The sequence below is a fragment of the Streptomyces sp. NPDC101219 genome, assembly GCF_044767675.1.
Taxonomy (GTDB): Bacteria; Actinomycetota; Actinomycetes; order Streptomycetales; family Streptomycetaceae; genus Streptomyces.
Map to the genome: position 1 here is coordinate 1 of NZ_JBIWOK010000019.1, position 12668 is coordinate 12668.

Sequence of the window (12668 nt, forward strand, 5' to 3'; positions counted from 1 at the left end):
CGCGTCGTCGTCATCGACTGCACCGACACCGGCGCGTCACCACCGACCGCCACCGACCCGACCTGGATCCTGCGGCTCCTGCGGCGCTCGGCCAGCTTGATCGGAACGGACGGCATGCCGAGAGAAATCGCAGTCATCTGCTGTGCAACCCCAAGTCGTGGATCAAGGTCCGGCTCCCGGTGAGCAGCGGGCTCCGGGTCCCGAGATTACGGTACGGGCCCGCGGCCGGGCACATCCCGCCGGTAAACCCGTCCAAAGGACGACGGCCCGGAACCGAGCGGTTCCGGGCCGTCGTGAAGGGAACGTGCGGCCGGGCGGCGCTAGGAGATGCGGACCGGGTTGACGACGTCGGCGACGAGGACGAGCAGTGTGAAGCAGACGAAGATCCCGGCCACCACGTAGGCCACCGGCATCAGTTTCGCCACGTCGAACGGTCCCGGGTCGGGGCGGCGCAGCACCCGGGCCAGGTTGCGGCGCAGCGACTCCCACAGCGCGCCCGCGATGTGTCCGCCGTCGAGCGGCAGCAGCGGGAGCATGTTGAACAGGAACAGGGAGAGGTTGAAGCCGCCGAGCAGCATCACGAACATGGCCATCTGCTGGGAGGCGGGAATCTCCAGGGTGGCGATCTCGCCGCCGACCCGGGCCGCGCCGACGACGCCCATCGGGGAGTCGGGTTCGCGCGGGCCGTCGCCGAAGGCGGCGTTCCACAGGGCGGGCACCTTCGACGGCAGGGCGGCAAGGGAGTCGACGGCGTCGCCGACCCGGTCGGTCATCCAGACCACGGAGTCACCGAAGTCCTGTTTCACGACGCCGGTGGCCGCGCTGAAGCCGAGGAAGCCCGCCTTGACGTACTCGCCCTCGACGTAGGTGCCGTTGCCGTCCTTCTTGGCGACCAGGTTGGTGGCGATCTTCGCCTCGAGGGTGACCTCCTCGCCCTTGCGGTCGACGACGATCGGCACCTCCTTGCCGGCGCTGTCCCGGATGAGGTCGGAGAGGGTGGCCCAGTCCTCGGTGCGCACGCCGTCGAACGCGACGATGCGGTCGCCCGCCTTCATGCCGGCCGCCTCGGCCGGGGACTCGGGGTCGGCCGGGGCGCACTTGTCGCGGTTCTCGCTCTGGGAGATGACGCACGGCGAGACCGAGCTGACGGTGGTGGTCTGCTGCTGGATCCCGAAACCCATGAGGACGGTCAGGAACAGCGCCACGGCGAGGATCAGGTTCATGAAGGGGCCGGCGAACATGACGACGACCCGTTTCCACGGCCTGCGCGTGTAGAACAGGCGCTTGTCGTCGCCGGGCTGCAGTTCCTCGAAGGCCGCCGAGCGGGCGTCCTCGATCATGCCGCGCCACGGGGAGGTGGAGCGGGCCTCCAGCCGTCCGTCGGGGCCGGGCGGGAACATGCCGATCATGCGGATGTAGCCGCCGAACGGGATCGCCTTGACGCCGTACTCGGTCTCGCCGCGCTGCCGCGACCACAGGGTCGGGCCGAAGCCGACCATGTACTGCGGCACGCGGATGCCGAACATCTTGGCCGTCGACAGGTGGCCCAGCTCGTGCCAGGCGATGGAGAACAGCAGGCCGACCGCGAAGACGACTATGCCGAGGATGAACATCAGGGTCGTCATGCACGCGCCTCCGCGCTCGCCGTCCGGACTGTCAGTTCCCGCACCCGTGCCCGGGCCCAGGTCTCCGCTTCGAGGACGTCCGACACCGTCAGCGAGGTTCCCGGCCGCGGGGTGCCGTGCTCCTCGACCACCCGCGTGACGGTCTCGATGATGCCGTTGAACGGCAGCGTGCCGGCCCGGAAGGCCTCCACGCACTCCTCGTTGGCGGCATTGAACACCGCCGGGGCGGTGCCCGCGAGCTCGCCCACGTGCCGGGCGAGGTTCACCGAGGGGAACGCCTCGTTGTCCAGGGGGAAGAACTCCCAGGTGGACGCCTTGCTCCAGTCGAAGACCGGGGCCGCGTCGGGGACCCTTTCGGGCCAGCCGAGGCCGATGGCGATGGGGCCCCGCATGTCGGGGGGCGTCGCCTGGGCCAGTGTCGATCCGTCCGTGAACTCAACCATCGAGTGGACATACGACTGCGGGTGCACGACGACCTCAATGCGGTCGAAGGGAATGTCGTACAGCAGGTGCGCCTCGATCACCTCCAGGCCCTTGTTGACGAGGGTCGCGGAGTTGATGGTGATCACCGGGCCCATGGCCCAGGTGGGGTGGGCGAGGGCGTCGTCGACGGTGACGTCGGCCAGCTCGGCGCGGGTCCGGCCGCGGAAGGGGCCGCCGGAGGCGGTGACCACCAGCTTGCGGACGTCGGCGCGGGTGCCGGCGGCGAGCGCCTGGAACAGCGCGGCGTGCTCGGAGTCCACCGGGATGATCTGCCCGGGTTCGGCCAGCGCCTTCACCAGCGGGCCGCCCACGATGAGGGACTCCTTGTTGGCGAGCGCGAGGGTGCGGCCCGCCTCCAGGGCGGCGAGGGTCGGGGCGAGGCCGATGGAGCCGGTGATGCCGTTGAGCACGGTGTGGCAGGGGGAGGCCGCGAGCTGCGTGGCCGCGTCCGGGCCGGCGAGGATCTCGGGCAGCGGCTCCCCCGCTCCGTACCGCGCGGACAGCGCCTCGCGCAGTGCCGGTACGGCGTCCTGGCGGGCGACGGCGACCGTGCGCACCCGCAGCCGGTGGGCCTGCTCGGCGAGGAGGGCGGTCCGGCTGCCCTGGGCGGACAGGCCGGTGACCCGGAAGCGGTCGGGGTTGCGCAGCACGAGGTCGATGGCCTGGGTGCCGATCGACCCGGTGGAGCCGAGGATCGCCACGTCCTTCGGGCCGTCTCCCGTCACGGGGTCGTACACCAGATGAGGATCGGCCAGGGGAGCTGGAGCGTCGGTCATGGGCTCTATTGTGTCGGGTCGCGCAGGCTGCCGGGCCCCGCCCCGGCAGCCTGTCGTCCGTGTCCGTCGTCGTCCGGCCGCCGCGCGGACCGGTGGGTTCGTCAGCGGATCGGCCGGTGCACGTTCTCCTTCGTGCTGGGGCCGGGGGTCGCGTCCGCGATCCAGGGGCCGTCGCCGGAGGGGTCGACGACGCCCTGCTCCAGCCAGGTGTAGGTGCCGGACAGGACGCCCTTGACGACCTTGCGGTCGAGGTCGTCGGTGTTGGTCCACAGCCGGCCGAAGAGTTCCTCGACACGGATGCGGGACTGGCGGCAGAAGGCGTCCGCGAGCTGGTACGCCTCGCGGCCGTGCTCGCCCCGGCGGCGCAGCAGTTCGGCGCGGACGCAGGCGGCGCTCATGGCGAACAGTTCGGCGCCGATGTCGACGATCCGGCCGAGGAAGCCCTGCTTGGTCTCCATCTTCCCCTGCCAGCGGGACATGGCGTAGAAGGTGGAGCGGGCCAGCTTGCGGGAGGTGCGCTCGACGTAGCGCAGGTGCGGCGACAGGTCGATGCCGTGCTTGAAGTCGCCGTACGCGCCGGGGAGCTGTCCTGGTCCGGCGACCAGCCGGGGCAGCCACTTGGCGTAGAAGACGCCCGCGCCCGCGCCCGCCCGGGCCTTGTCGCCGAGGGACTTCTCGGGGTCGATCAGGTCGCCCGCGACGGACAGGTGGGCGTCGACGGCCTCGCGCGCGATCAGCAGGTGCATGATCTCGGTGGAGCCCTCGAAGATCCGGTTGATGCGCAGGTCGCGCAGCATCTGCTCGGCGGGGACGGCCCGTTCGCCGCGCGCCCGGAGGGAGTCGGCGGTCTCGAAGCCGCGTCCGCCGCGGATCTGGACGAGTTCGTCGGCCATCAGGCAGGCCATCTCCGAGCCGTACAGCTTGGCGAGGGCGGCCTCGATGCGGATGTCGTTGCGGTCCTCGTCGGCCATCTGGGAGGACAGGTCGACGACGGCCTCCAGGGCGAAGGTGGTGGCGGCGATGAAGGAGATCTTGGAGCCGACCGCCTCGTGCAGCGCCACCGGCTTGCCCCACTGCTCACGGGCGGCCGACCACTCACGGGCGATCTTCAGGCACCATTTGCCGGCGCCGACGCACATGGCGGGCAGGGACAGCCGGCCGGTGTTGAGGGTGGTGAGGGCGATCTTCAGGCCCTGGCCCTCCGCACCGATCCGGTGGGCGGCGGGCACCCGGACCCGGTGGAAGCGGGTGACGCCGTTCTCCAGACCGCGCAGGCCCATGAAGGCGTTGCGGTTCTCGACGGTGATGCCCTCCGAGCCGGCCTCGACGACGAAGGCGGTGATGCCGCCCCGGTGCCCCTCGGACTTCGGTACGCGCGCCATGACGACGAGGAGGTCGGCGACCACGCCGTTGGTGGTCCACAGCTTCACGCCGTCGAGCACGTACTCGTCGCCGTCGGGTACGGCGGTGGTGGCGAGGCGGGCCGGGTCGGAGCCGACGTCCGGCTCGGTGAGCAGGAACGCCGAGATGTCGGTGCGCGCGCAGCGCGGCAGGAACGTCTCCTGCTGCTCCCGGGTGCCGAAGATCTTCAGCGGCTGCGGGACGCCGATCGACTGGTGGGCGGAGAGCAGCGCGCCGATCGCCGGGCTGGCGGAGCCGACCAGGGCCAGGGCCTTGTTGTAGTACACCTGGGTCAGGCCGAGGCCGCCGTACTTGGTGTCGATCTTCATGCCGAGGGCGCCGAGCTCCTTGAGCCCGGTGATCACCTCGTCGGGGATGCGCGCCTCGCGCTCGATGAGGGCGCCGTCGATCTTCGTCTCGCAGAAGTCGCGCAGTTTGGCGAGGAACTCCTCACCGCGCTGTGCGGCCTCGTCGGCGGGCAGAGGGTGGGGGTGGATCAGGTCGAGCCGGAAGCGGCCGAGGAACAGCTCCTTGGCGAAGCTGGGCTTGCGCCAGTCCTGTTCCCGGGCGGCCTCCGCGACCTGCCGGGCCTCACGTTCGGTGACGGTGGGTCGGGTCGGAACCGGGGATGTCCCGGGTGCTGCGGACATGAGGCTCACCTCGCCGCGAATCGGGTGGAGTGGGTGCGTTACCGACTGGTGCTACCCGATCGTATGTACCCGATTCGTAGCGGCCCCACCACCCTTCGTGCGGCCGTTCGGCCGATACCGGCCCGGTCGGGCGGGCCCGGTCGGGCGGGCCCGGTCCTTGGGGCGACGGAGAAGGGGCCCGGCGCCGGACGGTTCCGGTGCCGGGCCCCTTCGGACGGGACGGCGGGAGGCTCAGAGCGCGAGGCCGGTCAGCACCATCACGCGCTCGTAGGTGTAGTCCTCCATCGCGAACCTGACGCCCTCACGGCCCACGCCGGACTGCTTGGCGCCGCCGTAGGGCATCTGGTCGGCGCGGTAGGACGGCACGTCGCCGATGACCACGCCGCCGACCTCCAGGGCCCGGTGGGCCCGGAAGGCGGCCTGCAGGTCATGGGTGAACACGCCTGCCTGGAGGCCGTACTTGGAGTCGTTGACGGCGTCGAAGGCCGCGGCCTCACCGTCCACCCTCTGCATCGTCAGGACGGGCCCGAAGACCTCCTCGCAGGAGAGCGTCACGTCGGCCGGTACGTCGGTCAGCACGGTCGGCGCGTACGAGGCGCCGTCGCGCTCGCCGCCGGTGCGCAGGGTGGCGCCCGCGGCGACCGCCTCGTCGACCCACGCCTCGACCCGCTTCGCGGCGTCCTCGCTGATCAGCGGGCCGACGTCGGTCTTGTCGTCATTGGGGTCCCCGGTGACCTGGGCCTCGACGGCGGCGACGACGCGGGGCAGCAGCCGGTCGTACACGGACGCGTCGGCGATGACCCGCTGCACGGAGATGCAGGACTGGCCGCCCTGGTAGTTGGAGAAGGTGGCGATGCGGCTCGCGGCCCGGTCGAGGTCCTCGTCGCTCGTGAAGTCGGCGAGGACGACGGCCGCGCCGTTGCCGCCGAGCTCCAGGGTGCAGTGCTTGCGCGGCACCGAGTCCATGATCGCGTAGCCGACCTGCTCCGAGCCGGTGAACGAGATGACCGGCAGCCGCTCGTCCTGCACGAGGGCGGGCATGCGGTCGTTCGGCACCGGCAGGATGCTCCAGGAGCCGGCCGGCAGGTCGGTCTCGGCGAGCAGTTCACCGAGGATCAGGCCGGACAGCGGGGTCGCCGGGGCCGGTTTGAGGACGATCGGCGCACCGGCCGCGATCGCCGGGGCGATCTTGTGGGCGCACAGGTTCAGCGGGAAGTTGAAGGGCGCGATGCCGAGGACGACACCCTTGGGGAAGCGCCGGGTGAAGGCGAGGCGCCCCTGGCCGCCGGCGTCGGTGTCGAGCCGCTGGGCCTCGCCGCCGTTGAAGCGGCGGGCCTCCTCGGCCGCGAAGCGGAACACGGACACGGCCCGGCCGACCTCGCCGCGTGCCCACTTGACCGGCTTGCCGTTCTCGGCGGAGATCAGCAGGGCGATCTCCTCGGTGCGCTCGGCGAGGCGCCGGCTGACGTGGTCCAGGGCGGCGGCGCGGACGTGGGCGGGGGTGGCGGCGAACGCCTCCCGCACGGCGTACGCGGCGGCCACGGCCTCTTCGACCTGGGCGTCGGTGGGCACGCTGACCGTGCCGACGACCCGGCCGTCCCAGGGCGAGGTGACGTCGAAGTCGGCCTCGCCGGTGGCCTGGCGGCCGGCGAGCCAGAAGGCGTGGGTGGAAGTCATGGAGTCCCGGCCCTTCCGCGTTGGTGGGTACATGGATCGGTGAAAACCACGGTAGGGGCGGGCCGGTGGACGGTCGTTTGTCCGAGCCGTAGCAGTCGGGTGAGCGGCCACGCCGCTTTGGCGAACGCACGGCTGTTCGGCGGGGCGGGAGGGAGTGCCGGGACGCGGACGCCCGGGCGCCGGCCGGTGGCCCGCCGGTCGGCCCGTCGGTCGGCCTGTCGGTGGCTTGCCGCTCGGCCCGTCAGTCGGCCTGTCGGTGGCTTGCCGCTCGGCCCGTCAGTCGGCCTGTCGGTGGCTTGCCGCTCGGCCCGTCAGTCGGCCGACGTGGCCTTGAGGGCCAGCCACAGTTCCATGCGGACGTCCGGGTCGTCCAGGGAGCGGCCGAGGATCTCCTCGACGCGGCGCATGCGGTAGCGCAGGGTGTGACGGTGCACGCCCAGGTCGGCCGCGGCGGCGTCCCACTGGCCGTGGCGGGACAGCCAGGCGCGCAGCGAGGCGACGAGGTCGCCGCGTCCGGTCGCGTCGTGCTCGTGCAGGGCCCGCAGCAGTCCGTCGGCGAAGGCCCGGACCGCGTCGTCGGCGAGGAGCGGGAGGACGGACCCGGCGGCCATCTGTTCGTGCTCGACGAGGACCCGGCCGCGCCGCCGGGCCACCGACAGGGCCTGCCCGGCCTGCTTGTAGGCGGCCGACGCGGCGATCGGCCCGGCCGGTGCCGACAGGCCCACGACCAGGTCGCCCTCGTCGGCACCGCCGAGGGGCCGGGCCGCGCCGCCGGTGCGGGCGGACTCGTGGGCGGCGGCGTGGTCGCAGCAGGCGGTCACGGCGGCGCCGCCGTCGGCGGCCAGCACCACCAGCCGGTCCCCCTCGGGTACGACGAGGACCGCCTCGCCGGACCGGGCGGCGGCGGACTCGACGGCCTCGGTGAGGGCCCCGAGGGCGTCGGGGTCCGCCTCGCCGCGGTCGCGGGCGCCGGACGCCGGCCCCGTCTCGGCGACGATGATCCGGAACGGCGCGTCCAGCAGTCCCCCGTACAGGTCGCCGGCCACCGCGCGGGCGTGATCGGGCTGTCCGGCGAGCAGCATGCGCAGGACGGCGGCACCGATGCGCTGTTCGGCCGCCTGCAGGGAGCGGGAGCGTTCCGTGGTCAGGGTGAGCAGGGCGATCGCCGAGTGCAGGGCGTACCGCTCGGCGGTGCCCAGGGCGGCGGCCGTGCCGACGGCGAGGGCGGCGCGGGGGCGCCGGCCGGTGCCCAGGGAGTGCAGTTCGACCCGGTCCTCGTCCTCGGGTCCGGCGACGACCGAGGAGGCGGGCGCGGGACGTTCGCGCAGCCGCTGCACCTCGGCGGTCAGCCGTGCGGCGCGCCGGCCCGCCCATTCGGGTGCCGTGCCGACGACGGTGCCGCTGGCGTCGTAGAGGGCCGCCCACCCGTCGACCTGGGCGGCGAGGGCGGTGAGCAGTCCCTCGGGTCCGTCGCTGAGCGCGTGCCGGGTCAGTTCCCGCTGGGCGGCGAAGCCGGCGGTCACCGCGCGGTACTGGTCGGCGGCGATGGCGGCGGAGACGGCCTTGCTGATCGCGAGGAAGGGGGTGCGGCGCGGCACCTCCAGCAGGGGCAGACCCTCCTCGCGGGCCGCTTCGACGAGCGCGGCGGGGATGTCCTCGTAGTGGACGCCGACGGCGAAGCCCAGCCCGACGACCCCGGCCCCGGCCAGCCGCTTCACATAGCGGCGCATCGCGTCCGGGTTCTCCGCGTCCAGCTTGAGGGCGGTGATCAGCAGCAGCTCCCCGCCCTCCATGTACGGCACCGGGTCGGCGAGCTCGCTGGCGTGGGCCCAGCGGACGGGCACGTCGAGGCGGTCCTCGCCCGCGCGCACGGTCAGCTTCAGCGCGGTGTGGTGCACGAGCGAGGCGAGCGTCAGGGGCATGGGGCCTTGTGCCTTCGGGTCTGCGTCAGTGAGGAGAACGGTGATCTTTTGGCCGCCTTGTATGAACGTCCTGTGGTGATTCTGCCTCACTGTACGGTGACCGGTCGCCCGGACGGGTGACTCACCCCCGCAGATCGACCAGCAGCGGTGGCGCGTGTTCCCCCCGGACGTCGGTCAGGGACAGCACCGCGTGCCCCGGCGGCACCGCGTGGGCCAGCTCGGACGCCGACCACCGTTCCCGCTCGACCTGCCGGACGGTGACCGCCCGCGCGGTCGGCGCCCGGCCGGTGATCGCCCGGCGCAGACCGTGCCAGGCCTTGCCGGCCGCGCTCTCGGCGATGATCTGCCGGTCGGTGACGTCCCGGGCCTCGGTCCACTCCTTGCCCCACACCTCGGCGAAGTCCTGCCCGTCCCACGGGGTCAGTCCGGCCAGCGCCATCCTGCACCCGATGGCCCCGAGCAGCGGGCCGCGCAGCGGCCGGGGCACGTCGTCCAGGGTGCGCAGGGTCAGCACGGCCCCGGCGTTGGCCGAGCGCAGCCGCTGGATGCCGCGCACGGACTCCGGGGTCACCAGCCCGGTGGCGTCGTCCAGCACCAGGCAGGCGAACAGGGAGCGGTCCTCGCGCACCGTCACGCTCGCGGTGAACTGTGCGAGGACGAGCCGGGCCAGCATCCGGGAGGCGTCCGCGTGTCCGCGCTCGGGCAGGTCGATCCGCACCCGCACCGGGTGGTCCAGCGCCTGCAGCGAGAACGGCCGGGACTGCCCCGAGGTGTCGAAGAACCCGGCGAAGGCGGGCCGGTCCAGCAGCGCCACCCGGTCGGCGAGCACCCCGCCCACGTCGCCGGGGTGCGCCATCTGCCGTTCCCGGGCGTCGAGTTCGCGCAGCAACGAGTCCTGCCCAGCCTCCGTCAGGCCCTGGCGCAGCGCGGCCAGCGGCCCGGGAGCGCCGTCGAGCAGCTGCCGCAGCTCGGGGACGGAGGGGAACCGGCCGTGGACGGCGCGGAACGGTCCGAGCAGCTGGGCCAGGACGGTGGTGGAGCGGCGGCTGTCGCTGCCGGGGTGCGGGTCGGCCAGGTCCCCGGCGAGTCCTTCGGCGAGCACGGCGGCGGCCTCGTCGGGGTCGGTGGTGCCGCCGTACAGGTCGAGGTCGTACACCGAGTCCGGGTTGCCGATGCGCACGACGACGTCGTAGGCGTGGGCCGGGCCGAGCCCCGCTCCCGCCGCGCCGACGACCACCACGGCGGCCCGCCCGGCCAGCGCGTGCAGGCACAGCGACTCGGCGACCGGGCGCACCACGGCGCCGGTCTTGCCGGAGCCGGCCGGGCCGACGGCGAGGAGGGACGTGCCGAGCAGGTCGGGGCCGAGGGCGAGGCCGCTGCCGCGGTAGACGTACGGGTTGCGGGCGTCGTCGGCGGTGGTGCCCAGGCGCACCTGCCCGGTGACCAGGTCGTGCCGGGCCTGCCGGGCGGGCAGGTCACGGGCGCCCGAGGGGTGCGGGCAGGCGGCGGCGCCGTGCTTGAGCACGGCACCGGTGAAGGTGGCCAGGTCGTGGCGGCCGGTGCGCACGCCCTGCCAGGCGCGGGTGATCCGGGCGTGGTCGACGTCGCGCATCAGCCCGGCGCGGGCGTCGGCGGCGAGGCGTTCGGCGGCGTCGGCGGCTCCGGCGGCGCGGAGCTGCGGCCACTCGGCCGGGTCCTCCTGCGGCACGGGCACGCTCTGCGGCTGCTCGGGCCTCCGCAGCCGGGCAACCACATAGCGCCGCCAGATCTCGTCCCAGCGCCCCAGACGGGCGACGCCGATCATGATGCCGACCGCGACCGCGGTGTACCAGACGTAGCTGAGCACCACGCGGCTGTACGAGTTCGGCTCCGTCCAGGAGGCCGTCATGGCGTCCAGCGGCAGCACCCACCAGCTGCCCAGGTAGCCGTTCCACAGCAGCGACCAGACCAGCCAGCCGACGAGGAAGGCGATCAGGGCCCCGCTCAGCAGCTGCCGCCCCGGCACCCGCTCCGGCTCCTCCTCGGGCCGCGGCCGGTGCCCGAACCGCCACACCCCCGGCAGGGCCTCCGGCCGGGGCGTGCGCAGCCAGGCCAGGAACGCCGACCCGTCCGGCAGCGGGGGCACCCCCGGCGCGCGGGCGGGCCGCGGGGGCGTTGTGGGCACGTCCGGGGGGCCCGCCGGGCGGGGTACGGGGTTCGCGTGCGTGCCCCGCGCGTCCCGGGTCCCGTCGCTGTCCATCGCCCTGCCCCCTGACCAGCCGCTCCGTCACCGTCAGCGAGCCAATCTAACGCCCCGGCAGGGCGAGTTCACGGCTACGCGGCCGGGTCCGGCCGCTTACGGGGATTCCGCGCCCGCGCGGGAGCCCCCGGCGCGCTATGTCCACCGCGGACAACCCGGCCCCCCGGACAACGCCCACATGGAGCATGCCCAGCCCCCGGTGGCCGCCCTAGCCTGCGAGAAAAGAGGAAAGCGTCCGTCTTCACCCCCAGGAGCCCCGCATGACCGCACTTCCGCAGGAGCGCCGCGTCGTCACAGCCATCCCCGGCCCGAAGTCGCAGGAGCTGCAGGCCCGCCGTACCGCCGCGGTCGCGCAGGGCGTGGGCTCGGTGCTGCCCGTGTTCACCGCGCGGGCGAGCGGCGGGATCATCGAGGACGTCGACGGCAACCGGCTGATCGATTTCGGTTCCGGCATCGCCGTGACCTCCGTCGGCGCCTCCGCCGAGGCCGTCGTCCGCCGCGCCTCGGCCCAGCTCGCCGACTTCACGCACACCTGTTTCATGGTCACTCCGTACGAGGGGTACGTGGCCGTCGCCGAGGCGCTGGCCGAGCTGACCCCGGGTGATCACGCGAAGAAGTCGGCGCTGTTCAACAGCGGCGCCGAGGCCGTGGAGAACGCGGTCAAGATCGCGCGTGCGTACACCAAGCGCCAGGCGGTCGTGGTCTTCGACCACGGCTACCACGGGCGCACCAACCTCACGATGGCGCTGACCGCGAAGAACATGCCGTACAAGCACGGCTTCGGCCCGTTCGCGCCCGAGGTGTACCGGGTGCCGGTGGCGTACGGCTACCGCTGGCCGACGGGTGCGGAGAACGCGGGTCCGGAGGCCGCCGCGCAGGCGATCGACCAGATCTCCAAGCAGGTCGGCGCGGAGAACGTGGCCGCGATCATCATCGAGCCGGTGCTCGGCGAGGGCGGCTTCATCGAGCCGGCCAAGGGCTTCCTGCCGGCGATCAGCAAGTTCGCCACCGACAACGGCATCGTCTTCGTCGCCGACGAGATCCAGTCCGGCTTCTGCCGCACCGGCCAGTGGTTCGCCTGCGAGGACGAGGGCATCGTCCCGGACCTGATCACCACGGCCAAGGGCATCGCCGGCGGCCTCCCGCTCGCCGCCGTCACCGGCCGCGCCGAGATCATGGACGCCGCGCACTCCGGCGGCCTGGGCGGCACCTACGGCGGCAACCCGGTGGCGTGCGCGGGTGCGCTGGGCGCCATCGAGACGATGAAGGAGCTGGACCTCAACGCCAGGGCGAAGGCGATCGAGGGCGTCATGAAGGCCCGCCTGGGCGCCATGGCGGAGAAGTTCGACATCATCGGTGACGTCCGCGGACGCGGCGCGATGATCGCCATCGAGCTGGTCAAGGACCGGGCCACCAAGGAGCCGAACCCGGAGGCGACGGCCGCGCTGGCCAAGGCGTGCCACCAGGAGGGCCTGCTGGTCCTGACCTGTGGCACCTACGGCAACGTGCTGCGTTTCCTGCCCCCGCTGGTGATCGGCGAGGACCTGCTGAACGAGGGCCTGGACATCATCGAGCAGGCGTTCGCCCGGGTCTGAGCCACCCCGGAGAACCCCCCGATCGCCTGCTCGCCGAACACCCGTCGGAGCAGGCCGGCCGCGCGCGACCGCACCGTCGGCCGCGCGCGGCAGAGGGTGTGAAGAAGGTGTGCGGGGTGGATGACAGGGGAGCCGTTCCCCTGTCGCGGGCCCGCCGCCTGCCGTAGGTTCTCACCGGATGAGAGATACACCCGCCCACGGGACACCACGGGCGGCACAGGACGGGGCCTCCCCAGCTTCGACCTGGTCGTGCCCTCGCGCACACAGCCGGAGCCCTGAGCTCCGGGTCTCCTCACGATC

The 12668-nt window shown here is 73.2% G+C and carries 7 protein-coding genes and 1 pseudogene; 1 reads left to right on the forward strand and 7 read right to left on the reverse strand.

From position 1 onward, the window contains the following. The 7 genes and pseudogenes from ACIRPP_RS28550 to ACIRPP_RS28580 all read right to left on the reverse strand — a co-directional run. Positions 1–137 (reverse strand): annotated as a pseudogene (locus ACIRPP_RS28550) (4-hydroxy-3-methylbut-2-en-1-yl diphosphate synthase); the annotation flags it as partial. A 183-nt stretch (positions 138–320) separates the two neighbouring features. Further along, positions 321–1613, reverse strand: a complete 1293-nt coding sequence (locus ACIRPP_RS28555) for a M50 family metallopeptidase (RefSeq protein ID WP_403648816.1) — start codon at positions 1611–1613, stop codon at positions 321–323. A gap of 8 nt (positions 1614–1621) precedes the next feature. Continuing rightward, the gene (gene dxr / locus ACIRPP_RS28560; protein ID WP_403648595.1) at positions 1622–2884 is read right to left on the reverse strand and encodes a 1-deoxy-D-xylulose-5-phosphate reductoisomerase; all 1263 of its coding nucleotides are present in this window, start codon (positions 2882–2884) and stop codon (positions 1622–1624) included. A gap of 101 nt (positions 2885–2985) precedes the next feature. Next, on the reverse strand, positions 2986–4935 hold the full coding sequence (locus ACIRPP_RS28565) for an acyl-CoA dehydrogenase family protein (protein WP_403648598.1): 1950 nt from the start codon (positions 4933–4935) through the stop codon (positions 2986–2988). Between the two features lie 231 nt (positions 4936–5166). After that, complete coding sequence (locus ACIRPP_RS28570) at positions 5167–6612, reverse strand: aldehyde dehydrogenase family protein (protein ID WP_403648601.1); 1446 nt, start codon at positions 6610–6612, stop codon at positions 5167–5169. A 311-nt stretch (positions 6613–6923) separates the two neighbouring features. Next, a complete protein-coding gene (locus tag ACIRPP_RS28575) occupies positions 6924–8534 on the reverse strand; it encodes a PucR family transcriptional regulator (RefSeq protein WP_403648603.1) in 1611 nt (536 codons plus the stop codon). A 121-nt stretch (positions 8535–8655) separates the two neighbouring features. Further along, positions 8656–10773 (reverse strand): ATP-binding protein, encoded by a 2118-nt coding sequence (locus ACIRPP_RS28580; protein WP_403648606.1) that lies wholly within the window; start codon positions 10771–10773, stop codon positions 8656–8658. Between the two features lie 260 nt (positions 10774–11033). On the opposite strand from ACIRPP_RS28580, the gene gabT reads away from it, so the two are divergent. Beyond that, positions 11034–12368 carry a 4-aminobutyrate--2-oxoglutarate transaminase gene (gabT, locus tag ACIRPP_RS28585; protein WP_403648609.1) on the forward strand — a complete coding sequence of 445 codons (1335 nt, stop codon included), beginning with the start codon at positions 11034–11036 and terminating at the stop codon, positions 12366–12368. The last annotated feature ends 300 nt before the right edge of the window (positions 12369–12668 follow it).